Here is a 21,875-nt window from a genome sequence, read left to right as displayed (position 1 = left end):
AAGGAGAGAACAGATGGAATTAAGCCACTACCCGCAGATTAACCCGCCCCCGCGCCTGCTGATGGGCCCCGGCCCGATCAATGCCGACCCCCGCGTGCTGCGCGCGATGTCCAGCCAGCTGCTCGGCCAGTATGACCCGGCGATGACCCATTACATGAACGAGGTGATGGCGCTGTATCGCGGCGTGTTTCGCACCGAAAACCGCTGGACGCTGCTGATTGACGGTACTTCCCGCGCCGGGATCGAGGCGATTTTACTGTCGGCGATCCGCCCCGGCGACAAAGTGCTGGTGCCGGTATTCGGTCGTTTTGGTCATCTGCTGTGTGAAATTGCCCGCCGCTGCCGCGCGGAGGTGCACACCATCGAGGTGCCCTGGGGCGAGGTCTTTACGCCGGACAGGATCGAGGACGCGATCAAAGCCGTGCGCCCACGCCTGCTGCTGACCGTGCAGGGCGATACCTCCACGACGATGCTGCAGCCGCTGAACGAGCTGGGCGCCATCTGTAAAAAGTATGGCGTGCTGTTTTACACCGATGCCACCGCCTCGCTGGCCGGTAACGTGCTTGAAACCGATGCCTGGGGGCTGGACGCGGTCTCCGCCGGTATGCAGAAGTGCCTGGGCGGTCCGTCCGGCACCTCGCCCATCACCCTCAGTCCGCAAATGGAGGCGGCGATCCGCCGGCGTAAATGCGTGGAGCAGGGGATCCGCACAGCCGATCACCAGCAGGGTGAAGAGGAGATGATCTGGTCGAACTATTTCGATCTCGGCATGATCATGGACTACTGGGGACCGGAGCGGCTGAATCACCATACCGAGGCCACCAGCGCGCTGTTTGGCGCCCGCGAATGCGCCCGGCTGATTCTGGAAGAGGGGCTGGAAAAGGGAATTGCCCGCCACCAGCTGCACGGCGACGCCCTGCTGAAAGGCATTCAGGGTATGGGACTGGAGGTCTTTGGCGATCTGCAGCATAAGATGAGCAACGTGCTGGGGGTGGTGATCCCAAAGGGGATCAACGGCGACCAGGTAAGACATCTGATGCTGGAGGATTTCGGCATTGAAATCGGCACCTCTTTTGGCCCGCTGCACGGCAGGGTATGGCGTATTGGCACCATGGGCTACAACGCCCGCAAAGCGTGCGTGATGACCACCCTGAGCGCGCTGGAGTCGGTGCTGACGCATCTTGGCTACCAGACAACCCAGGGCGCGGCCATGCAGTTGGCATGGGATCGCTATGCGCAGGAGAATGGCTGATGAGTGATGGCCAGATGAGCGAAGCCAGCGCCACGCTGGCCGCTGCACGGGTGATGGCGCGCTGTGACGCACTGGCTGAAATCAGTGAAACGGCAGGCGCCCTGACCCGCGTCTATCTGTCGCCCGAGCATCTGCGCGCCAATGCGCAGGTGGGAGCATGGATGGCAGCGGCGGGCATGCGGGTCTGGCAGGACAGCGTCGGCAATATTTGTGGTCGCTATGAGGGGCAGACGGCAGGCGCACCCGCGCTGCTGCTGGGGTCGCATCTTGATACCGTGCGTAACGCCGGTCGCTACGACGGCATGCTGGGTGTCCTGACGGCAATAGAAGTTGTGCAGGCGCTGCATCAGCAAAACCAGCGTCTGCCGCTGGCGATTGAGGTGACAGGCTTTGGTGATGAGGAAGGCACGCGGTTTGGCATTACGCTGCTGGGGAGCCGGGGGCTGACCGGCCGCTGGCCGGAGAGCTGGGTTAACCATCCTGATGCTAACGGGGTCACGGTGGCGCAGGCGATGGCTCAGGTCGGCCTGGACGGGGCCGCGGTGCAGAACGCCGCGCGCAGGGCAGAGGATATCGCTGCCTATCTCGAACTGCATATTGAACAGGGGCCATGCCTGGAGCAGGCGGGTCTGGCGCTGGGCGTGGTTACCGCCATCAACGGCGCACGTCGGCTGAACTGCCGGTTCACCGGCGAGGCGGGCCATGCCGGAACGGTGCCGATGACGCACCGTAAGGATGCGCTGGCCGCCGCCGCCGGGTGGATGGTGTTTATTGAACAGGCCACGCAAAAACGCCATCCGCAGCTGGTTGCCACCGTCGGCACGCTACAGTGCCAGCCGGGCGCGGTAAACGTTATCCCCGGTGAGGTTCAGCTGACGCTGGACGTGCGCGGGCCGGACGATCGGGTGCTGGCTGAACTGCTGGCGGAATTACTGCACGAGGGAGAAGCGATTGCCCTGCGCCGGGGGCTGACCTTCAGCGCCGATGAGTATTATCACATCCCGGCGACGGGCTGCGATGAGAAACTCCAGGCGGCGCTGAGCCTCGCTGTGGACCAGGTACAGGGATGCAGCCTGTCGCTGCCCAGCGGCGCGGGCCATGATGCCATCGCCATCGCCGAGCGCTGGCCGGTGGGAATGCTGTTCGTGCGTAACGATCGGGGGATCAGCCACCATCCGGCGGAATCGGTGATGGAAAGCGATGTGGCGCTGGCGATCCAGGCGTATCAGCTGGCCGTATGCCATGTGGCGCGATCGTTAAGTGAATAATCGGATGGGCGCGTTTAGAGGAACTTATGACCCTGGAACATTTTAATCAGGCGACGGCTGACGAGGCTAAAAAGCAGATTGCACACTGCGTGGCGCTGGAGGCGTGGGCCGCCGCGCTGGTCGTGGCCCGTCCCTTTGCCTCGCTGGACGATTTACTCAGGGCCGGAAGCGAGCTGGCCCGTGACTGGGACGAGCAGGCGCTATCCCTTGCGCTCTCTGCGCATCCGCGCATAGGCGAAAAAGCCCCGGGGAGTAGCAAAGAGGCGCGGTTGTCCAGAGGTGAGCAGCAGCAGGTCAGCAGCGAGGATAGCGAACTCCGGCAGGCGCTGCGCGCAGGGAACATGGCCTACGAGCAGCGTTTCGCCCAGGTATTTTTAATCCGCGCCCGGGGACGCAGCGGCGAAGAGATCCTGACCGAGCTGCATCGCCGCCTGCTTAATACGCCGCAGCAGGAACGCCAGGAAGCGCTCGATCAGCTGCGGGAAATCACCCTGCTGCGCCTGAAGGAGACGTTTAATGAGCACGATTAGCACGCATGTATTAGACACCGCGCTGGGCACACCGGCGGCGGGCGTCGCGATTGCGCTGGAACAGCATGAACAGCGTGGCTGGCGGCCAGTCGCTCAGGGCTGTACGGACAGTGACGGGCGGCTTAAGGCTTTAACCCCGAACCCGCTGCCGCCGGGGCGCTATCGCCTGACGGCAGAGATTGGCGACTACTTCGCAGCCAGCGGGCGCGATGCCCTTTACGTCAGCGCACAGATTGATTTTGTCCTGCCTGAATCGGGCAGTCACTACCATCTGCCATTTCTGATCTCCCCCTGGTCATGGTCCACCTACCGGGGCAGTTAAACCGGCCGTGAACTCACCTTATCCGCCCCGGCTTGCGCATCCCTGCCAATTCCCTCAAAGAATGATGGGTGATGCTCAGCTATTACAGATGCAATGACTGGAATGACTGGAATATTACTGAAAATAAAAGAGCGGAATTTTTTATAATTCAGACTTGCCTCTCATTTTATGAAATAAATGCTCATTTACTCATCAGTACCGAAGGCATATACTCTCCGAAAGGGATGAATAAAAATTATCACGGAGCGATAATGTATTACGGTAATGAAATTATAGGCTTTTTACAGTCCAATAAAATCCTCGCACTGAAGCTCGACCACGCCTTTACAGGCGTCGGCAAGGTGGTATCAAAGAAGGTGGATACAATAAGCGCAGGTGCAAAACGTGCGCTGTATTACACATCCTGCTTTACTGACGAATATCAGGACGTCTGCCAGCAGCAAAAGATCGAAGATATTCGATTTGCTAAAGGGGTATATTATCTTCTGCGACATGAAGATGTTGTATATGAAATGCTTAAGATTTACTTTGAAGAACTCTTCCGATACAGGACCTCAGAACAACTTGAGCATATCAAAAAAATGCTTATGGCAGTGAATGTCCATATAGCCGCCAGCTCACTCACCAACGCCGGATTCGCCTTAGCGGCAGCATCGTCCGTCGCCGTTGGTTTGAACCTAAATCTCGAAATCAGCGCACTCTTAGGCAACTGGGCTTCGAGGGGGATCGCGGCTGTTGGCATATATGGCATCATTCAGAAAGCAGCAGAAAGCGCACATCGCCTTCAATTTACTTACCCTGCATTCTACGCTGCGCTCTATGCTCGAGAGTTGGAAATGATGTACTTCCTGACAGAGCCATTGTTTGAAAGAGCGGGTGCGCTTAAAGCAAGGTGGGCGTCGGATGATGACATTAAAGATATCATTATCAACATGATTAGATAGCCATGATGAATCTTATCCGAAGGTTTTTTAGACGATTGTTCAGGTCATTGTTTTCGATGTACGGTCCCGCAGTGCTAACACTGATTTTTGCCGTCGTTCTGGTGCATTTTTTCCCTGATGGCCCAATATGGCCGGTACCCATATTTCTCCTTTTCATGCTATTTATTTTTGGCCGCTACGTGAGATGGTAACCTACTGAACGTTAGCGCCCTTCAAAATTTATTTATAAGGAAATAACATGTCTGCTCCCGCACATTTGTGGCTTGAAGATGAAAATGGCTCTCCTGTTGTTGGCAGTTGTTTAATTCCACAACGCTTAGGCTCGATCGAATTAAAATCTTTTTCGCATGGTGTAACCATTCCTGTAGAGTCGGGCTGGGGAAAACTTACGGGCACGCGCGTTCATCGGCCTGTCGTAATAGTGAAAGAGTTCGATCAGACAACGCCACTCCTTTATCGCGCTGTATGTGAAGGTCGCAAACTGAAAAAAGCCCTGGTCAGGATGTACCGAATTTTTGAATCAGGCATTGAGTCTGAATATTTCAATATCATCATGGAAAACGTCAAAATTACCACGGTTTCGCCTTATCTTGCCCCTAACGGCATAAGTAGCACCCACCTTGAAACGCTTGAAGTGCGTTATGAGGCGATCACCTGGACGTTTACGGAAGGAAATATTATCTACCGCGACGCATGGAACGATCGCGTCTGTGCCTGACGACGGCGGGCATCGGTAGAGGCCATCCTTTAAAGAAGAGGGTACTGAAAAAATCACCGTTCGGAAATTTCAGCGGTTCCGGCATAACACTCTCTGTCGTGTGCTGGCCACGTCACAGCACAATCGCAACCAGCACCGCCAACAGCAGGGCAATATAAACGCGGGCGTGCAGGGCATCCGGTACGGCCGGAATAACGCGGCGGGTAAACAGAATGCCCAGCCAGCCTGCCAGCGTCAGCAGCGCCAGGATTTTCAGATTGATAAAGCCGAGGTAGCCGGGGGCCTTGACCGCCTGTAGCCCGCTTACGATATAGACAGCCGCGCCGCAAACGGCAACGGGCAGGGAGAGCGGATTCGCCGCGCTTACGCAGTCACGCATTGTGTAGCCATGTCGCCTGAGCAGCGGTACGGTCATCACGCTGCCGCCCACGCCAAGCAGTGCCGCCACCAGGCCGATCGCCACCCCGCCGACGCCAGAGGTTAAGGCCGAAAGCCTGCGCCGGGCGGGGCGGTGTAGAAAACCTTTGCGCATCAGGCAGTCTGCCAGGGTAACCAGCATATAAATCATAAACAGCAGCCGGATGGTCCGATCGGCAATCTCTCCGGCAAGCAGCGATCCCATTACAGCCCCTATTGCGATGTACCCTGCCAGCGGAAACAGCATGGCGGCTGACAGCCTGCCCGCCCGCCAGTTCTGCCTGCTTGCCCAGCCGGCGTTAAATATCATCACCGCCGTGGAGGTCGCGACGGCAATATGCATGGCGCTGTCGGACAGGTCGGGCTGGCGCACCAGCATCTGATAGATAAAAGGCACCACCACAAAGCCGCCGCCAAAGCCAAAAAGCACCGTGGTGATGCCGGTGGCAAAACCCGCGAGTAAAATCGTTATTAACTCCGCCATTCATTTATTCCATCAGATGCGTTAAGCGACGATCCTAACGTGGGAACCTGGCGCTTCCCATTTCTGCGGCGCTCATTTACCCTTGCGAATCGGTCAGGCTGGGTGGTGACGGTGTAGATGCGTAACGTGCATATTGATGATTATGATGCGCTCGCCCGCGAAGTGGTGGCGGTGGGTAACGACTATCCGGAGGGGTATCGGCTTCCCACGCACCGCCACCGGCGGGCGCAGCTTTTATATGGCGCTACCGGGCTGATGGAAGTCACCACGGATATGGGGCGCTGGACCGTGCCGCCGCAGCACGCGGTATGGATCCCGCCGCAGATGGCGCACAGCGTGAAGTTTACCGGCGTTTCAACGCGCAGCCTCTATATCGAACCCGCCAGCGCCAGCAGGCTGAACGTCGGGGAGGCGTGCAAAATTATCAGCGTGTCGCCGCTGCTGAGGCAGCTACTGATTGAGGCGGTAATGCTGGATCCGCTCTACGACTCACCGCGCGATCGCCTGCTGATCTCGCTGCTGCTGGAAGAGCTGGCACTGATGCCCTGCCGCCAGTTTGATATCCCCCTGCCACGTGAGGAAAAGCTGTTGAAGCGGTGTCAGGCCTTTCTGGCCGCGCCGGATATCCACGATGCGGCGGATGACTGGGCCGCCATGCTGTTTATGAGCCAGAGCACCTTCCGGCGCTACTTCCTTAAGCAGACGGGGATGTCGTTTATGGCCTGGCGGCAGCGGGCCTGTGTGGTTGTCGCGCTCAGCAGGCTGGTGGAGGGAACGCCGGTATCCGGGGTGGCGCTGGCGCTGGGCTACGACAGCGGATCGTCGTTTTCCACCATGTTCCGCCGGGTTACCGGCCAGCCGCCTTCGTTTTACCTGTCTGGCGGTCAGCTGGCGCGTACAGAACACCCGCTCAGAGGGTAAAGGTATCCGCATCGCGCCACGCCGGGAAGCGCTCGCGATAGTCGCTCAGCGTTTCCAGAGACAGTTCAGCATTTAACACGGCGGGCTGATGCGGCTCGCCCGCCGCCAGGATCTCACCCTGCGGGCTGATAATTCGGCTGTCGCCGCTGTAGTGATGGTGGTTGCCGTCGCTGCCCACGCGGTTGCACCCGGCGATGTACGCCTGATTCTCAATGGCGCGGGCCAGCAGCAGCGCCTGCCAGTGGGCGGCCCGCGCTTCGGGCCAGTTAGCCACGTAAAGCGCCAGATCGTAATCATTGCGACTGCGTGAGAACACCGGGAAACGCAGGTCATAGCAGACCTGCGGCAGGATCCGCCAGCCGCGCCACTCGATTATCTCCCGACGGTCGCCCGCCAGGTAATGGTGATGCTCATCGGCCATGCGGAACAGATGTCGCTTATCATAGCGATGCACCTTACCGCCCGGCTCCACCAGCAGAAAACGGTTAACCGCGCCTTTTGCGGTCTGAATGGCAGCACTGCCCCCGACCAGCGCCCCGGTGGCCTTCGCTTTCTCATGCAGCCAGTCTGTCACCCGCGCTTCCGGCAGGGAGCTTTTCGCCGCCTCCATGGCAAACCCGGTGGTAAACATCTCCGGCAGCACAATCAGATCGCGCCCCTTCAGGTCGGCCAGCAGCGTATCGAAAAAGCGCAGGTTGGCTTCGCCATCCATCCAGACCAGCGGCTGCTGGAGAACGGTCAGATTTAAAGTTGACACAGGCGCTCCGCGGCAGCATCCAGCGTGGCTTCCTGTTTGGCAAAGCACAGGCGGATCAGTTTATAAGGGAAAGGTCCGGCGCAGAATACCGACAGCGGAATAGCCGCCACGCCCACCTCTTTCGTGAGCCAGTGACAGAACGCCACATCATCCAGATCGGAAACCGCGCTGTAGTCGGCCAGCAGGAAGTAGGTTCCCTCGCAGGGCAGTACTTTAAGGCGGCTTTTTTCCAGCGCCTGAATAAAGCGGTCGCGTCGGGCACGATAAAATTGGGGCAGTTCGCGATAGTGTTCCGGCTCGGCATTCAGCATGTCGGCCAGCGCCAGCTGGGCCGGCGTATTTACCGCAAAGGTCAGATACTGATGTACCTTGCGCACCTCAGCCGACAGCGCGGGCGGCGCTATGCAGTAGCCCACCTTCCAGCCGGTCATATGGTAGGTTTTCCCGAACGAAGAGACGGCAATAGCGCGCTCGCGCAGCGGAGCATGGGCCAGCACGCTGGCGTGGCCCGCCTCCGCGAAGCAGATATGCTCATACACTTCATCGCTTAACACGTAAATTTCCTGCCCGCGAATGGCCTGCCACAGGGATTCAAAATCGCTTTTCTGCCAGACGGTGGCAGAGGGATTGTGCGGCGTATTCAGAATAACCAGTCGGGTACGCGGCGAGAGCAGGGCGGCAAACGCCGACCAGTCGACGTGAAACCCCGGCGGCTGGAGAGTCACGCGCCGCATGATGCCCCCCGCGAGGGTGACGGCAGGCGCATAGCTGTCATAGCTGGGATCGAAGCAGATAACCTCATCACCCGGCCGCACCAGGGCGGTAATGGCGGCGAAGAGCGCCTCGGTAGCACCGGCGGTGACCGTGATTTCGCTGTTACTGTCGGGCTGGTGGCCGTAAAGCGCCGCTGTTTTCGCGGCAATGGCCTCGCGCAGCGGCTGCACGCCGGTCATGGGCGCATACTGATTTGCGCCCGCGCTGACGTGGTGGGCCAGACGCGCTTTCAGGTAGTCCGGCCCGTCGAAATCGGGAAAGCCCTGAGAAAGGTTAATGGCGTTGTGCTGCTGCGCCAGCGCGCTCATCTGCGAGAAAATAGTGGTGCCCAGAGCGGGAAGTTTGCTCTGCGGTGTCAGTGACGTCTGGCTCATTATCGGTAACCCTTGCGAAACGCTTATCCCGGACTGGCACCCTGTGACTGTTGCGGCAGAGTGAAATCCGTTGGGAATTAATGATGTGTTGGAGGTGTCTTGCTGCCACTATAGCCTCGATGTTAATATTTGGCAATCGAGACGCTTAGACGTCTAAACGCTAACGTTATGCTCGCCGATGCGGCAGAGAAAAGGAAACCTATGACCCTCACTCCGCAGTTAGATCAGCTGGTTACCGCCTGCCACTGGATCGGTACCAGGGGCTGGGCACCGGCCACCGGCGGCAATATGTCAATACGCCAGGATGCTGAGTATTGCCTGCTCAGCGCGTCCGGCAAAGACAAAGGCGCGCTGACACGCGACGACTTTATGCAGGTTGAAATCGCCGGTAACCGCGTTCCCTCTGGCCGAAAGCCCTCGGCAGAGACCGGGCTGCACACGCTGATTTACCGGTTGTTTCCCGACGCGGGCGCGGTGCTGCATACCCACACCGTCAATTCGACCGTCCTCTCGCGTATTGCGAAGGGGGCCACAGTAGAACTGCAGGGCTATGAAATGCAGAAAACGCTGGCCGGACAGACCTCGCATCTTGACCAGGTGTCGATTGCACTGTTCGATAACGATCAGGATATTGATGCCCTGGCGCGCCGTATTGATCAGTATGCTGAGCATCAGCCTCTGAGCTATGGCTTTCTGCTGCGGGGGCACGGGCTGACGTGCTGGGGACGGGACGTCAGTGAGGCAAGGCGCCATCTGGAAGGGCTGGAGTTTCTCTTCCAGTGCGAACTACAACGTCGGCTACTGGAGGCCAAATGATCCGCGCAATTGTTACCGATATTGAAGGAACCACCAGCGATATTCGCTTTGTTCATGATGTGCTTTTCCCCTACGCGCGGGAAAACCTCGCGGCCTTTATTGCCGCCTTTCAGCATCGTGATGAGGTGGCCCGGGCGCTGAACGATCTGCGCGATGAGATAGCCCAGCCGCACGCCACCACGGAAGATTTGATTACCGTGCTGTTCGAATTTATGGACGAGGATCGTAAGTCCACCGCGCTGAAGGCGCTCCAGGGCATGGTCTGGCGCGATGGCTATGTTAACGGCAGCTTTACGGGGCATCTCTATGCGGATGTCCTGCCCGTGCTGGAAAAATGGCGGCAGCAGGCGATTGATCTCTATGTATATTCCTCAGGCTCCGTCGCTGCGCAAAAATTGTTATTTGGCTACAGCGACGAGGGTGATATTACTGGACTGTTCAGCGGCTACTTTGACACCCATGTGGGAGCCAAGCGCGACACGCTCTCCTACCGCAATATCGCCAATGAGACCGGCTTACAGCCGCACGAACACCTGTTTTTATCCGATATTCATCAGGAGCTGGATGCCGCGCAAGACGCGGGCTGGCAGACCTTACAGCTGGTGCGTGACGGGGCAGATACACAGCGTCGGCACCGTCAGGTAAACCGTTTTGATCAGATTAACCTGGAGTCGTTTTCACTATGAGTGCACTGACCCTGTTTACCGACAGCGAAGCCACTAAGCCGGTGTGGCACAGCACTGATGCTGACGAAATCCGCCAGCAGCTAAATGCAAAAGGCGTGCGCTTTGAGCGCTGGGAAGCGGATCGCGATCTGGGTGAAAACCCCGATGCAGACACGGTGATTAACGCTTATCAGCATGCGATTAACCGGCTGGTGGCGGAGAAAGGCTACCAGAGCTGGGACGTTATCAGCATGCGCGCAGACAACCCCCAGAAGGAGGTGCTGCGCACGAAGTTCCTGTCTGAGCATACGCACGATGAAGATGAGGTGCGTTTCTTTGTGGAGGGCGCGGGTCTGTTCTGCCTGCATCTGGATGGCCATATTTATCAGATCCTCTGCGAGAAGAACGATCTGATTTCCGTTCCGGCAGGCACGCCGCACTGGTTTGATATGGGCTCATCACCCCACTTTACCGCTATCCGTATTTTCGATAATCAGGAAGGCTGGATTGCCAACTTTACCGGCGACGCGATAGCGGATGCTTATCCGCGTCTGCCGTAGAAAGCGCCTGCGGCAACCTGCGCCGGGGTGACCACGCCGGTATCCAGCACCCAGCCGCTAATCAGTGCGGCGGGCGTGACGTCAAAGGCGGGGTTATAAACCCGGGCGTTTTCCGGGGCCCACTGCACGTCACCAAAGCTGCCCGCCACGCCGGTGACTTCACTGGTGGCGCGCTGCTCAATAGGAATGGCGTTACCTTCAGGGCAGCTGCTGTCGAGCGTCGTGTGCGGGGCGGCAACGTAAAAGGGAATGCGGTGATAGTGAGCCAGCACCGCAAGGCTGTAGGTGCCAATTTTATTGGCGACGTCGCCGTTGGCCGCAATGCGGTCGGCACCGACCCAAATGGCGTCAACCTGCCGCTGCGCCATCAGGCTGGCGGCCATGCTGTCGCAAATCAGCTGGTAGGGCACGCCCAGTTCGCCCAGCTCCCAGGCCGTCAGGCGTCCACCCTGAAGTAGCGGGCGGGTTTCGTCTACCCAGACGTTTTCAACGTTGCCCTGCTGCCAGCCGCGCGCAATGACCCCCAGCGCGGTGCCCACACCGGCAGTCGCCAGCCCGCCGGTATTGCAGTGGGTCAGCAGGCGGCTGCCCGGTTCGATCAGCGCGGCGCCTGCGGCCGCAATACGGTCGCACAGCGCCTTATCCTCTTCAACCAGGCGCAGAGCTTCCCTGCTGAGCGCGACGGCCAGGTTGTCCGGTGCCTGAGCCAGTACCTGCTTCATGCGGTCGAGATTATTCATCAGATTGACTGCGGTGGGTCGGGCGGCCCGCAGGACCTCCAGCGCCGCCGCCAGTTCGGTTTTTGGCAACCCGTTCTCCGCCAGCAGCGCCAGCAGCAGGCTGGCAGAAAGGCCAATGAGCGGCGCACCACGCACCCGCAGGGCTTTGATATGACCCACCAGCGAGGCCACATCAGGCGTCGGGCACCAGTTTTTTTGTTGCGGGAGCGCCTGCTGGTCGAGGATCCAAAGCTGATTGTCACGAACTTGTAAGCTGGTTGTGCTCAGTGTCTGCATGAGAAGTAAAATCCTGGTTGCGTCGTCAGGCGATATTGTGCCAACATGCTTGACGGATGTATAGACGTCTGCACGGCTTGTTTGCAACAAATTAACGTCATACGGATGTTTCTGTCAGGCAGCGGGCAGGCAGCAATGGGCTAATGAGGGTGAGTTGATGTCGCAATATCGTACTTTCACTGCAGCTGATGCCGTGGAATATGCCCGCCAGTATGGCGGTGTTGAAAATCCGGAAAGTCTGGTTGAGTCGCAGGAGATCGGTGACGGTAACCTTAATCTGGTATTTAAGATATTCGACCGCGACGGCAACAGCCGGGTCATTGTCAAACAGGCGCTACCCTATGTGCGCTGCGTGGGTGAATCCTGGCCGCTGACGCTTGATCGCGCGCGCATTGAAGCCGAGGTACTGCAGATCCACGGTCAGTATTGCCCGGAATATACGGTGAAGATCCTGCATCACGATCCCGAGCTGGCGGTCATGGTGATGGAAGATCTCTCCCATCTGGCGATCTGGCGCGGCGAGCAGGTTAAAGGCCGGGACTATCCGCAGGCATCCGCGCAGCTTGGTGAATATCTGGCGCAGGCGCTGTTTCATACCTCTGATTTTTACCAGCATCCGTATCAGAAAAAAGCGGAGGTGATCCGTTTTACCAATCCCGAGCTGTGCGACATTACCGAAGAGCTGTTTTTCAACGAGCCGTACGAAGTGCATGAGCGTAACGGCTATCCGCGCGCCCTGGAGCCGCTGGCCGCCTCCCTGCGGGACGACGACGAGCTTCGCCTCAGGGTAGCTGCGCTGAAGCACCGCTTTTTCTCTCATGCTGAAGCACTGCTGCATGGGGATGTTCACAGCGGTTCAATCTTCGTGGGTGACAATACGCTGAAGCTGATTGATGCAGAGTTTGGCTACTACGGCCCGATCGGTTTCGATGTGGGCAGCGCGCTTGGCAACCTGCTGATTAACTACTGCGCGCTCCCGGGACTGATGGCCCCCCGCGAGGCGGCCGACGCCCGAGAGAAACGGCTGAGCGACGTGCGCGTGACCTGGCAAAGCTTTGCGGACCGCTTCCTGACGCTGACCGCGGAGAAGTCGCGCGATCGGGCGCTGGCCTGGCCGGGCTACGGCGCGGCTTTTCTGCGTAAGGTGTGGTGCGATACCCTGGGCTACTGCGGTACCGAGCTAATCCGCCGTACGGTAGGGATGTCGCAGGTGGCCGATATCAAAACGATTGAAGATGAGGTGATGAAGGTAGAGTGCGTACGTCAGGCGATCGCGCTGGGCAGAACGCTGATCCTCGCCGCTGAGCATGTGGACAATATCGACGCGCTGATCGCCCGAGTGCGGCAGAACGGTTGAGATACCGATGACTGGCGTGTTGCAGAAGGGTTAAGAGAGGGATTGCCCGCGTGCGGCATAAGGGGTGAGATACCGATGACTCGCGTGCGGCAGAATGATTAACGCTGTACAACTTCCTTTAGTCGTTGTCCTCCCCCTTCGACCGCTTATTTACCACCGAAGGGGGAGGGCGGTTGACCTGATGACGTCAGGCTACTGCCGTTTTTCTTGCATCGTCAGTTTTCTTTAGCGATTCTCTCTGCTCATGCTCATGCTCATGCTCATGCTCATGCTCATGCTCATGCTCATGCTCATGCTCCTGCTCCTCAGACGCAGACTGAGTCCCGGATGCCCTGTTAAGCGGCTGGGTCGCCAGCGCATCGGCTTCAAACTCATCAACGTTAATCGCGCGCAGGCGGCTGGCTTCGGCGCGGGTCAGGATGGCGGCTTCCTCTTCATTCAGCCACTGCTGCTCCAGCCCCTGCTTTGCCAGCGCGTCCAGCCGGGTAAAGGGCAGGTTTTTTTTCTGCTCTTTGCACAGACGGTCGTGAATGATTTCGGCTGCCATAATGTCCAGCAGGGCCTCTTCCAGCTGTCCGGCCGGGTTATGATCTGACGGAGCCAGATACTGGCCGCGACCAATGCGGCTGCGGGTCGCGGACGGGACCTGAAGAATGCGCGCCAGCTGGTGATCAAGCCGGTCTGATGGCGACAGGCAGCGACGGCCCAGCGGGAATATCGTCAGGCGCAGCAGGGCCGCGACGGCGCGGTTAGGGAAATTTCGCAGCAGCGCATCCGTGGCGTTTTCCGCCTGTTTTAACGCATCCTGAACGCCCCAGTGCAGCAGTGGCAAATCGGCTTTATTGCGGCCTTCATCTTCAAAGCGCTTGAGCGCCGCAGAGGCGAGATAAAGCTGACTGAGCACGTCGCCGAGACGGGCAGAGATACGTTCACGCCGCTTCAGGCTGCCGCCCATGACCGACATCGCGACATCGGCAAGCAGCGCCATATTGGCACTCACGCGGTTAAGGTGCTGATAGTAGCGGCGGGTAGCATCGCGCGTTGGCGCGCGGCTGGTGCGCCCGCCGGTGATACCCAGCCACAGGCTGCGCACGGCGCAGCTGCCGACGTGACCGATATGGCTGAACAGCGCGCGGTCAAAAGTATCAAGGTCGTGATTCTGTGCCGCGGTCATTTCGGTCAGCACATATGGATGACAGCGAATCGCCCCCTGGCCAAAGATAATCATGCTGCGGGTGAGGATATTTGCCCCTTCCACGGTGATAGCTACCGGTGCGCCCTGGTAGGCACGGGCAATAAAGTTGCCCTTACCGAGCATAATTCCTTTGCCGCCGGCGATATCCATCGCATCAATAATTGCCCGCTGCCCGCGATGGGTGCAGTGGTATTTAACAATGGCGGAGAGCACCGCCGGTTTTTCACCCAGCACAATGCCATAGGTGATCAGCGAAGCGGCGGCATCCATCATCCAGGCGTTACCGGCGATACGCGCCAGCGGCTCCTCAATGCCTTCCATTTTGCCTATCGGCAGGCGGAACTGGCGGCGAATATGGGCGTAGGCGCCAATGGCCAGCGCAATACTTTTCAGGCTGCCCGTTGAGTTAGAGGGCAGGGTGATACCGCGTCCCACCGAAAGACACTCGACCAGCATGCGCCAGCCCTGTCCGGCCATCTTCGGCCCGCCGATAATGGTATCAACAGGAACAAAAATATCCTTGCCGCGCGTCGGGCCGTTCTGGAAAGGCACGTTGAGCGGGAAGTGACGTTTACCGATCTCCACGCCCGGCGTATGGGTAGGGATCAGCGCGCAGGTAATACCCAGCGACTCGGTGTCGCCCAGCAGGTGGTCGGGATCGTAAAGCTTAAACGCCAGCCCCAGCACCGTGGCAATCGGCGCAAGGGTAATGTAGCGCTTATTCCAGCTGAGGCGCATACCCAATACCTGCTGTCCCTGCCAGTCACCCATGCAGACAATGCCGGTGTCGGGAATGGCGCCGGCATCGGAGCCTGCTTCCGGGCTGGTCAGGGCAAAACAGGGGATTTCTTCTCCGCGCGCCAGGCGCGGCAGATAGTGATTCTTCTGTGCGTCGGTACCGTAATGCTGGAGCAGTTCACCGGGGCCAAGTGAGTTCGGCACGCCCACGGTGATCGCCAGAATGCCTGAGACGCCGGCCAGCTTCTGCAGCACCAACGCCTGGGCATAGGCGGAAAATTGCAGGCCGCCGTACTCTTTCTTAATGATCATCGCGAAGAAGCGATGTTCTTTCAGAAAGGCCCACAGCTCAGGCGGTAAATCGGCCATTTCATGGGTGATTGCGAAGTCATTTGCCATACGGCAGGCTTCCTCTACCGGGCCTGCCAGAAAAGCCTGTTCATCGGCGGTGAGGCGCGGCTGCGGGTAGTCATGCAGCTTCTGCCAGTCTGGTTTGCCGCGAAACAGCTCGCCTTCCCACCAGGTGGTGCCCGCCTCAATCGCCTCCTTTTCAGTACGCGACATTGGCGGCATCACCTGTTGAAAGGTGCGCAGCATCGGCTTTGAGAACATCGCCCGCCTGACGGGCAGCAGGGTTAACGGCAGCAGAATGACCGCAAGCGGAATAAGCAGCCACGGGGTCCAGACGCCGCCAGCAGCCCAGGCAATACACCATACCAGCAGGGCGAGACTGCTTAACGGCAGGCTGACGCGATGATAAAACAGAGCGGCAATCAGGACGATCGTCGCAAGGCAGCTAAGAGCCAGCATAGAATTTCTCCAGAAGTAAGAGGTCTGACCTGTTAAGTGTATGTGTAGATGAGATGGTTTTTATTAGCAATCTGATTACATAATAATTACAACCTGGCTCACACTCCGCGTGCATCCCTGGCGAAAGAGCTGGCCGGATTGGAAGGAAGCTGTTCCCCCCACCTGCAAGTTGATAAACTGGCGGCGACCTCACTTAAAAGGATCTCTCTATGTATCAGGACATCATTCGTGCAGAACTCAATGAAGCCGCCGAAACGCTCACCCATTTCCTGAGCGATGACGCTAATATCCATGCCATTCAGCGCGCAGCCGTGCTGCTGGCAGATGCATTTAAAGCGGGAGGCAAAGTCCTTTCCTGTGGCAACGGCGGATCGCACTGCGACGCGATGCACTTTGCCGAGGAGCTGACCGGTCGTTACCGGGAGAACCGTCCGGGCTATCCGGCCATTGCTATCTCGGACGTCAGCCATCTCTCCTGCGTCAGCAATGACTTCGGCTACGATTATGTCTTCTCACGCTACGTTGAGGCGGTGGGCCGCACGGGAGACGTGCTGTTTGGCATCTCTACCTCGGGGAATTCGGCCAATGTCCTGAAGGCGATTGACGCCGCGCGGGCGCAGGGCATGAAGGTGATCATCCTGACCGGCAAAGATGGCGGCAAAATGGATGGCCTGGCTGACGTAGAGATCCGCGTGCCGCACTTCGGCTATGCCGATCGCATTCAGGAGATCCACATCAAGGTTATTCATATCCTGATCCTGCTGATTGAAAAAGAGATGGCGAAGTAACCCTTTCCCGGCCCTGGTTGCAGGGCCTTACTGCGAGGTAGTCGCTATGTGTGAACTGCTCGGGATGAGCGCCAACGTTCCTACGGACATCTGTTTCAGCTTTACCGGTCTTGTCCAGCGCGGTGGGGGAACCGGTCCGCACAAGGATGGCTGGGGGATTACCTTTTATGAAGGGAAAGGCTGTCGCACATTCAAGGATCCGCAGCCCAGCTTTAATTCGCCTGTTGCGCGGCTGGTGCAGGAGTATCCGATTAAATCGCATTCCGTGGTGGCACATATCCGTCAGGCGAATCGGGGTGAGGTGGCGCTGGAAAATACGCATCCCTTTACCCGTGAGCTGTGGGGCCGCAACTGGACCTATGCGCATAATGGGCAGTTGAAGGGCTACCGGACGCTGGACACCGGCCCATTTCGGGCGGTGGGCGAAACCGACAGCGAGCAGGCATTTTGCTGGCTGCTGCACAAGCTGACTACGCGCTATCCGCGTACGCCGGGCAACTGGCCGGCGGTATTTCGTTACATTGCCGAACTGGCGACGGAGCTGCGGAAAAAGGGCGTATTTAATATGCTGCTGTCGGACGGCCGCTATCTGATGGCGTTTTGTTCGACGAATCTGTTCTGGATAACCCGCCGGGCGCCGTTCGGCAGGGCGACACTGCTGGATCAGGACGTTGAGATTGATTTTCAGAAGCAGACCACGCCAAATGACGTGGTCACGGTGATCGCTACCCAGCCCCTGACGGGCAATGAAACCTGGCACAAAATCGCGCCAGGTGACTGGGCGCTATTTTGCCTGGGTGAGCGCCAGCGTTGAACCGGTAGCCGGGGCACTCAGCAGTGACCCCGGGCTATTCAGCACGTAGTGGCCGTCGCTGACGCTAACCGAAGGCGGCTGGTGGGTCTGCACAAACTGCGCGTATCCCGGTTGCAGCTGCTGCCAGAAGCTGTAATACACCGAGTTGCGGTGCCGCTGCATATTGCTTTCGGTCATGCGGAACGGATAAATGCTCAATTCAATACGCGGCTGACCGTTGCGCAGCGCGGCTTCCACAAAGCGATAGATATCCTGAATATTGGTATCAGTCATCGCATAACAGCCGATAGATACGCAGCTGCCATGGATCATCAGGTATTTACCTTCATAACCCTGCTGACGATCGTAGGCGTTGGGGAAACCGACGTTAATGGCCCGATAAAAGCGGCTGTCCGGTTTTAACTGGGAAAGGCCGACGCTGTAAAACCCTTCCGGACTTTTAAAATCTCCCTGACGCCGCTTAGGACCCAGCCCGCCAGAGAAATTACAAATTCGATAGCTGTCTATTAAACGATAATCATTGCCAATTTTGCCATACAGCTCAAGCGTGCGTTCTTCTTTAAATATCTGAATATACACAGGCGTGCCAATTAGCTGTTTCTTTAATTCTTTGCTTACCGGTGCCAGCGGCAGTACCGGAGTGGTGGGTACGCTGGCAAAAACTACGGCTGGCAGAAAAAACATCGCAAAAAGGAGTGCGATTTTGCCCATTCTGGTTCCCTTGAAAAAGGAGGGGTGGATGCGGCGTCCGGGACGCGTTTACTGGCAATATCAGTTAATAGCCGCTATTGCTGCGTCACATTAGCATTGTCTATTTTTTTATCAAGAGAGCAGAGTATAAAATACTGAATAAAAGTGTGGCTCAGCCCTTTACCGCTGTGCTTTGGCTCAACCAGTTATATTGTCATTCGCTTATTTCGCTGTATACTTATCCAGTACAGTTGGAGGGGGATATGCGGAAGATCATTCACGTCGATATGGACTGCTTTTATGCCGCAGTAGAGATGCGCGACGATCCCAGCCTGCGCAATATCCCGATTGCCATCGGCGGCAGTCATCTTAAGCGGGGGGTGATCAGTACCGCTAACTATCCGGCGCGCAAGTTTGGCGTGCACAGCGCCATGTCCACCGCGATGGCGCTTAAGCTCTGCCCGCACCTTAAGGTGGTGCCTGGCCGTTTCGATGCCTACAAAGAAGCCAGCGCTCATATTCGTGAAATATTCTTGCGCTATACCTCGCTGATTGAGCCGCTCTCTCTGGATGAAGCCTATCTTGACGTCACCGACAGCCTGCACTGCCACGGGTCGGCCACGCTGATGGCGCGCGAAATTCGCCAGACCATCAGTCGGGAGTTGAATCTGACCGCCTCGGCAGGGGTCGCGCCGGTGAAATTTGTCGCCAAAATTGCCTCCGACCTGAATAAACCCGACGGGCAGTTCGTGATTACCCCCGATGAAATGCCGCAGTTTCTGCTGACGCTGCCGCTGGCTAAGATCCCCGGCGTCGGCAAGGTGACGGCTAAAAAGCTGGAAGAAATGGGGCTGATGACCTGCGGCGACGTGCAGAAAACCGATCTCGCCGCGCTGCTCAGGCGCTTTGGCAAGTTTGGTCGGGTGCTGTGGGAGCGCTGTAACGGCATTGATGAGCGGGAAGTAGTTACCGATCGTCTGCGCAAATCCCTTGGCGTTGAGCGTACCCTGTCGGAGGACATTCACAGCTGGGAAGAGTGCCTGAAGATTATCGACTTCCTTTATGAGGAGCTGGAGCGTCGACTCATCAAAATCAAGCCGGACCGGCTGATCGCCCGTCAGGGAGTAAAGCTCAAATTCAACGATTTTCAGCAGACCACGCAGGAGCACGTCTGGCCCGAGCTGAATAAAGACGACATGATTGCGGTGGCGAAGAAGGCCTGGGAGGAGCGGCGGGGTGGCCGCGGCGTCAGGCTGGTTGGCCTGCACGTGACGCTGCTCAATCCCCAGATTGAACGTCAGCTGCTGTTGGGTTTATAGCGGGTAAGAGCGGATAGTAACGGGGGCAGGCGCATGGCCCGCAGGGAAGCGGCAGGCGGAGTTCATTCCGCCTGCCGGTCAGTCTTACTTCGTCGGGATCGCCTTAAGCAGCGCCGTCAACAGCTGCCAGTAGAGACCCACGCTGGCGATATGGACCTGCTCATCCGGCGAATGCGGCCCGGTGATCGTTGGTCCGATGGAAACCATATCCATATCCGGATAAGGCTTCTTAAACAGACCGCACTCCAGACCCGCATGGATCACCTGAATGTTCGGCGTTCTGCCAAACAGCTTTTTGTAGGTTTCCCCCACCAGCGCCATCACCGGCGAAGTCGCGTCCGGCTGCCAGCCAGGATAGCTGCCTTTCGCACGCGCCGTTGCGCCGGCCAGTTCGGCCAGCGCGGTCAGGGTTTCCACCACGTACTCTTTACCGCTGTCGATCAGTGAACGGATCAGGCTGTTGATTACCGCTTCGTTTTCGCGGATCGCCACCACACCGACGTTCAGCGAGGTTTCGACTACGCCTTTCACTACGTCAGAGTTGCGGATAACGCCGTTTGGCGTACTGTTCAGCAGGGCAATAAAGGCGTCGCGGCTGGCTGCGGTCAGCGCCGGGCCACTGGCCGCCACGTTCTCCACCACCAGATTTACGTTCTTCTCTTTCAGCGCCAGCTCGCTTTTTAGCGTCTCCAGATAGTGCAGCGCCTGGCTTTTCAGCGCGTCCAGCTTGTCTGCCGGGACGGCGAGCGTCGCCGTGGCCTCTCGCGGGATCGCGTTACGCAGCGTACCGCCGGTAAAGTCGACCAGGCGCAGATCCAGTGCTTTAGCCTGGGTGAACAGAAAGCGGGCCAGCAGCTTGTTAGCATTACCCAGGCCGACGTGAATATCACAGCCGGAGTGACCGCCCTTCAGGCCCTTAAGGGAGAGCTGAATATGCGCGAAGCCTTCGGGTACCGCTTCACGGTCGATCGGCAGCGTCGCGGTAAAATCAATGCCGCCCGCGCAGCCCATATAGATTTCACCCTCTTCTTCCGAATCGGTGTTGATCAGGATATCTGCCTGCAGCCAGTTGGGCTGAAGGCCAAACGCACCCGCCATGCCGGTCTCTTCGGTCATGGTCAGCAGCACTTCCAGCGGGCCGTGCTCAACGTTTTTATCCGCCAGCACCGCCAGCGCAGAGGACAGGCCAATACCGTTATCCGCGCCCAGGGTGGTGCCGCGCGCTTTAACCCATTCGCCGTCGATCCACGGCTGGATGGGATCTTTCGTGAAGTCGTGAACCGTGTCGTTGTTTTTCTGCGGCACCATATCCAGGTGCGCCTGCAGCGCCACCGGCTTCAGATTTTCCAGCCCGGCGGTGGCAGGTTTGCGGATCAAAATGTTGCCCACTTCATCGCGTTCGGCCCAGAAACCCTGTTCTTTCGCCCAGCCCAGAATATACTGCGCCAGCGCTTCTTCATGGTAAGAGGGGTGTGGAATAGAGCAGACTTTGGCAAAGATATCCCACAGCGGCTGTGGTGACAGTTGAGATAATTCAGACACGATAACTCTCCTGTGCCAGCACCATCGTTCAGCATGAGCCGTGGATGGCGAGCAAGATTAGCGGTTAAACAGCTCGCGTCAGCGGATCTGACGCTGTTGGCAAAGAATATCATCGTTTCAACGGGGATGCTTACTTCGCAACAGCAAAAAAGCGGGCTGGAGGCCGATCGGTGCTGGTTTTTAGCGCCTCAGATCTCTATAATTCCGCGCAACCTCACCCATAGTACATTTTTAAGCCAACACCATTGGTCGGGACACCTTTATGAGCGAAAAATACATCGTCACCTGGGACATGCTGCAGATCCATGCCCGTAAACTGGCTCAGCGCCTGCTTCCCGTTGAGCAGTGGACAGGCATTATTGCGGTCAGCCGCGGCGGACTGGTTCCCGCTTCCCTGCTGGCCCGTGAGCTGGGTATTCGCCATGTGGATACCGTGTGCATCTCCAGCTACGATCACGACAATCAGCGTGAAATGAAAATCCTTAAGCGCGCTGAAGGCGACGGTGAAGGCTTTATCGTTATTGACGATCTGGTTGATACCGGCGGTACCGCGCAGGCGATCCGCGAGATGTATCCGAAAGCCCACTTTGTGACCATTTTCGCCAAGCCTGCCGGTCGTCCGCTGGTTGATGACTATGTGGTTGATATTCCGCAGAACACCTGGATTGAACAGCCGTGGGATATGGGCGTGGTCTATATTCCGCCTATTGTTAAAGGCTGATTGATCCCGATCAACGCAACGCCCGGTTCTGCCGGGCGTTGCTGTTTTTACGGTTAGCGCAGCCGCAGGGCCTGGGGTAGACT

General features: G+C 58.0%; 21 protein-coding genes and 1 pseudogene. 15 read left to right on the top strand and 7 right to left on the bottom strand.

What is annotated here, in order from left to right; all coding sequences use genetic code 11:
• Positions 1 to 13: 13 nt before the first annotated feature.
• From ACLRGG_RS17170 to ACLRGG_RS17145, 6 genes are all read left to right on the top strand, one after another.
• A complete protein-coding gene (locus ACLRGG_RS17170) occupies positions 14 to 1,252 on the top strand; it encodes a pyridoxal-phosphate-dependent aminotransferase family protein (RefSeq protein WP_416250905.1) in 1,239 nt (412 codons plus the stop codon).
• Positions 1,252 to 2,520: an allantoate amidohydrolase gene (gene hpxK, locus ACLRGG_RS17165; protein WP_416250904.1), complete on the top strand. Its 1,269-nt coding sequence runs from the start codon at positions 1,252 to 1,254 to the stop codon at positions 2,518 to 2,520. Before ACLRGG_RS17170 ends, hpxK begins: the two co-directional genes overlap by 1 nt.
• Positions 2,521 to 2,546: 26 nt before the next feature.
• Positions 2,547 to 3,050, top strand: a complete 504-nt coding sequence (gene uraD / locus ACLRGG_RS17160) for a 2-oxo-4-hydroxy-4-carboxy-5-ureidoimidazoline decarboxylase (protein WP_416250903.1) — start codon at positions 2,547 to 2,549, stop codon at positions 3,048 to 3,050.
• Complete coding sequence (uraH, locus tag ACLRGG_RS17155) at positions 3,037 to 3,372, top strand: hydroxyisourate hydrolase (protein ID WP_416250902.1); 336 nt, start codon at positions 3,037 to 3,039, stop codon at positions 3,370 to 3,372. Before uraD ends, uraH begins: the two co-directional genes overlap by 14 nt.
• Before the next feature lie 251 nt (positions 3,373 to 3,623).
• Entirely contained in the window at positions 3,624 to 4,316 is a 693-nt protein-coding gene (locus tag ACLRGG_RS17150; protein WP_416250922.1) for a hypothetical protein, read from the top strand.
• 238 nt (positions 4,317 to 4,554) lie between these two features.
• A complete protein-coding gene (locus tag ACLRGG_RS17145; protein ID WP_416250901.1) occupies positions 4,555 to 5,034 on the top strand; it encodes an Hcp family type VI secretion system effector in 480 nt (159 codons plus the stop codon).
• Between the two features lie 112 nt (positions 5,035 to 5,146).
• On the opposite strand, the gene ACLRGG_RS17140 is transcribed toward ACLRGG_RS17145, so the two are convergent.
• Positions 5,147 to 5,935: a sulfite exporter TauE/SafE family protein gene (locus ACLRGG_RS17140; protein ID WP_416250900.1), complete on the bottom strand. Its 789-nt coding sequence runs from the start codon at positions 5,933 to 5,935 to the stop codon at positions 5,147 to 5,149.
• A gap of 117 nt (positions 5,936 to 6,052) precedes the next feature.
• On the opposite strand from ACLRGG_RS17140, the gene ACLRGG_RS17135 reads away from it, so the two are divergent.
• Positions 6,053 to 6,856, top strand: coding sequence for an AraC family transcriptional regulator (locus ACLRGG_RS17135; protein ID WP_416250899.1), 804 nt, complete (start codon positions 6,053 to 6,055; stop codon positions 6,854 to 6,856).
• Here ACLRGG_RS17135 and ACLRGG_RS17130 read toward each other — a convergent pair.
• Entirely contained in the window at positions 6,846 to 7,613 is a 768-nt protein-coding gene (locus ACLRGG_RS17130) for an amidohydrolase (protein ID WP_067704889.1), read from the bottom strand. The genes ACLRGG_RS17135 and ACLRGG_RS17130 overlap by 11 nt on opposite strands.
• Positions 7,601 to 8,761, bottom strand: a complete 1,161-nt coding sequence (locus tag ACLRGG_RS17125; protein ID WP_416250898.1) for a pyridoxal phosphate-dependent aminotransferase — start codon at positions 8,759 to 8,761, stop codon at positions 7,601 to 7,603. The genes ACLRGG_RS17130 and ACLRGG_RS17125 overlap by 13 nt, the downstream gene beginning before the upstream one ends.
• Positions 8,762 to 8,962: 201 nt before the next feature.
• Here ACLRGG_RS17125 and ACLRGG_RS17120 point away from each other — a divergent pair, with 201 nt between their 5' ends.
• Genes ACLRGG_RS17120 through ACLRGG_RS17110 form a run of 3 tightly spaced genes read left to right on the top strand, consistent with a single transcriptional unit; the run spans position 8,963 to position 10,802 of the window.
• Positions 8,963 to 9,577: a methylthioribulose 1-phosphate dehydratase gene (locus ACLRGG_RS17120; protein WP_416250897.1), complete on the top strand. Its 615-nt coding sequence runs from the start codon at positions 8,963 to 8,965 to the stop codon at positions 9,575 to 9,577.
• Positions 9,574 to 10,263 carry an acireductone synthase gene (mtnC, locus tag ACLRGG_RS17115; RefSeq protein WP_416250896.1) on the top strand — a complete coding sequence of 230 codons (690 nt, stop codon included), beginning with the start codon at positions 9,574 to 9,576 and terminating at the stop codon, positions 10,261 to 10,263. Before ACLRGG_RS17120 ends, mtnC begins: the two co-directional genes overlap by 4 nt.
• Positions 10,260 to 10,802 (top strand): 1,2-dihydroxy-3-keto-5-methylthiopentene dioxygenase, encoded by a 543-nt coding sequence (locus ACLRGG_RS17110; protein ID WP_416250895.1) that lies wholly within the window; start codon positions 10,260 to 10,262, stop codon positions 10,800 to 10,802. Before mtnC ends, ACLRGG_RS17110 begins: the two co-directional genes overlap by 4 nt.
• Here ACLRGG_RS17110 and mtnA read toward each other — a convergent pair.
• Positions 10,784 to 11,818 carry an S-methyl-5-thioribose-1-phosphate isomerase gene (gene mtnA, locus ACLRGG_RS17105; RefSeq protein ID WP_416250894.1) on the bottom strand — a complete coding sequence of 345 codons (1,035 nt, stop codon included), beginning with the start codon at positions 11,816 to 11,818 and terminating at the stop codon, positions 10,784 to 10,786. The genes ACLRGG_RS17110 and mtnA overlap by 19 nt on opposite strands.
• 157 nt (positions 11,819 to 11,975) lie before the next feature.
• Here mtnA and mtnK point away from each other — a divergent pair, with 157 nt between their 5' ends.
• The gene (gene mtnK / locus ACLRGG_RS17100; protein ID WP_416250893.1) at positions 11,976 to 13,175 is read left to right on the top strand and encodes an S-methyl-5-thioribose kinase; all 1,200 of its coding nucleotides are present in this window, start codon (positions 11,976 to 11,978) and stop codon (positions 13,173 to 13,175) included.
• A gap of 337 nt (positions 13,176 to 13,512) precedes the next feature.
• On the opposite strand, the pseudogene fadE reads toward mtnK, so the two are convergent.
• A pseudogene (gene fadE / locus ACLRGG_RS17095) lies at positions 13,513 to 15,918 on the bottom strand (acyl-CoA dehydrogenase FadE); the annotation flags it as partial.
• A 209-nt stretch (positions 15,919 to 16,127) separates the two neighbouring features.
• Here fadE and lpcA point away from each other — a divergent pair.
• Together lpcA and ACLRGG_RS17085 are read left to right on the top strand one after the other, a co-directional pair.
• Positions 16,128 to 16,706, top strand: a complete 579-nt coding sequence (lpcA, locus tag ACLRGG_RS17090; RefSeq protein WP_416250892.1) for a D-sedoheptulose 7-phosphate isomerase — start codon at positions 16,128 to 16,130, stop codon at positions 16,704 to 16,706.
• Positions 16,707 to 16,752: 46 nt separating this feature from the next.
• Positions 16,753 to 17,520, top strand: a complete 768-nt coding sequence (locus tag ACLRGG_RS17085) for a class II glutamine amidotransferase (RefSeq protein ID WP_416250891.1) — start codon at positions 16,753 to 16,755, stop codon at positions 17,518 to 17,520.
• Here the strand turns inward: ACLRGG_RS17085 and dpaA are convergent.
• Positions 17,491 to 18,231 carry a peptidoglycan meso-diaminopimelic acid protein amidase gene (dpaA, locus tag ACLRGG_RS17080; protein ID WP_416250890.1) on the bottom strand — a complete coding sequence of 247 codons (741 nt, stop codon included), beginning with the start codon at positions 18,229 to 18,231 and terminating at the stop codon, positions 17,491 to 17,493. The genes ACLRGG_RS17085 and dpaA overlap by 30 nt on opposite strands.
• A 242-nt stretch (positions 18,232 to 18,473) precedes the next feature.
• Here dpaA and dinB point away from each other — a divergent pair, with 242 nt between their 5' ends.
• Positions 18,474 to 19,529 (top strand): DNA polymerase IV, encoded by a 1,056-nt coding sequence (gene dinB, locus ACLRGG_RS17075; RefSeq protein ID WP_416250889.1) that lies wholly within the window; start codon positions 18,474 to 18,476, stop codon positions 19,527 to 19,529.
• Positions 19,530 to 19,613: 84 nt separating this feature from the next.
• On the opposite strand, the gene pepD is transcribed toward dinB, so the two are convergent.
• Entirely contained in the window at positions 19,614 to 21,071 is a 1,458-nt protein-coding gene (pepD, locus tag ACLRGG_RS17070; RefSeq protein WP_416250888.1) for a beta-Ala-His dipeptidase, read from the bottom strand.
• A gap of 262 nt (positions 21,072 to 21,333) precedes the next feature.
• On the opposite strand from pepD, the gene gpt reads away from it, so the two are divergent.
• The gene (gene gpt, locus ACLRGG_RS17065; RefSeq protein ID WP_416250887.1) at positions 21,334 to 21,792 is read left to right on the top strand and encodes a xanthine phosphoribosyltransferase; all 459 of its coding nucleotides are present in this window, start codon (positions 21,334 to 21,336) and stop codon (positions 21,790 to 21,792) included.
• Positions 21,793 to 21,875: the final 83 nt, after the last annotated feature.

This window comes from Erwinia sp. PPS120 (assembly GCF_047918655.1).
Taxonomy (GTDB): domain Bacteria; phylum Pseudomonadota; class Gammaproteobacteria; order Enterobacterales; family Enterobacteriaceae; genus Erwinia; species Erwinia tasmaniensis_A.
The sequence above is the reverse complement of the archived record's forward strand: the minus strand, read 5'-3'. Positions and strand labels throughout refer to the sequence as shown.

What these genes read in the sequence shown, in the direction of transcription:
- ACLRGG_RS17170 (WP_416250905.1), top strand. Translation starts at nt 14, where the DNA reads ATGGAATTAAGCCACTACCCGCAGATTAACCCGCCCCCGCGCCTGCTG.
- hpxK (WP_416250904.1), top strand. Translation starts at nt 1,252, where the DNA reads ATGAGTGATGGCCAGATGAGCGAAGCCAGCGCCACGCTGGCCGCTGCA.
- uraD (WP_416250903.1), top strand. Translation starts at nt 2,547, where the DNA reads ATGACCCTGGAACATTTTAATCAGGCGACGGCTGACGAGGCTAAAAAG.
- uraH (WP_416250902.1), top strand. Translation starts at nt 3,037, where the DNA reads ATGAGCACGATTAGCACGCATGTATTAGACACCGCGCTGGGCACACCG.
- ACLRGG_RS17150 (WP_416250922.1), top strand. Translation starts at nt 3,624, where the DNA reads ATGTATTACGGTAATGAAATTATAGGCTTTTTACAGTCCAATAAAATC.
- ACLRGG_RS17145 (WP_416250901.1), top strand. Translation starts at nt 4,555, where the DNA reads ATGTCTGCTCCCGCACATTTGTGGCTTGAAGATGAAAATGGCTCTCCT.
- ACLRGG_RS17140 (WP_416250900.1), bottom strand. Translation starts at nt 5,935, where the DNA reads ATGGCGGAGTTAATAACGATTTTACTCGCGGGTTTTGCCACCGGCATC.
- ACLRGG_RS17135 (WP_416250899.1), top strand. Translation starts at nt 6,053, where the DNA reads ATGCGTAACGTGCATATTGATGATTATGATGCGCTCGCCCGCGAAGTG.
- ACLRGG_RS17125 (WP_416250898.1), bottom strand. Translation starts at nt 8,761, where the DNA reads ATGAGCCAGACGTCACTGACACCGCAGAGCAAACTTCCCGCTCTGGGC.
- ACLRGG_RS17120 (WP_416250897.1), top strand. Translation starts at nt 8,963, where the DNA reads ATGACCCTCACTCCGCAGTTAGATCAGCTGGTTACCGCCTGCCACTGG.
- mtnC (WP_416250896.1), top strand. Translation starts at nt 9,574, where the DNA reads ATGATCCGCGCAATTGTTACCGATATTGAAGGAACCACCAGCGATATT.
- ACLRGG_RS17110 (WP_416250895.1), top strand. Translation starts at nt 10,260, where the DNA reads ATGAGTGCACTGACCCTGTTTACCGACAGCGAAGCCACTAAGCCGGTG.
- mtnA (WP_416250894.1), bottom strand. Translation starts at nt 11,818, where the DNA reads ATGCAGACACTGAGCACAACCAGCTTACAAGTTCGTGACAATCAGCTT.
- mtnK (WP_416250893.1), top strand. Translation starts at nt 11,976, where the DNA reads ATGTCGCAATATCGTACTTTCACTGCAGCTGATGCCGTGGAATATGCC.
- lpcA (WP_416250892.1), top strand. Translation starts at nt 16,128, where the DNA reads ATGTATCAGGACATCATTCGTGCAGAACTCAATGAAGCCGCCGAAACG.
- ACLRGG_RS17085 (WP_416250891.1), top strand. Translation starts at nt 16,753, where the DNA reads ATGTGTGAACTGCTCGGGATGAGCGCCAACGTTCCTACGGACATCTGT.
- dpaA (WP_416250890.1), bottom strand. Translation starts at nt 18,231, where the DNA reads ATGGGCAAAATCGCACTCCTTTTTGCGATGTTTTTTCTGCCAGCCGTA.
- dinB (WP_416250889.1), top strand. Translation starts at nt 18,474, where the DNA reads ATGCGGAAGATCATTCACGTCGATATGGACTGCTTTTATGCCGCAGTA.
- gpt (WP_416250887.1), top strand. Translation starts at nt 21,334, where the DNA reads ATGAGCGAAAAATACATCGTCACCTGGGACATGCTGCAGATCCATGCC.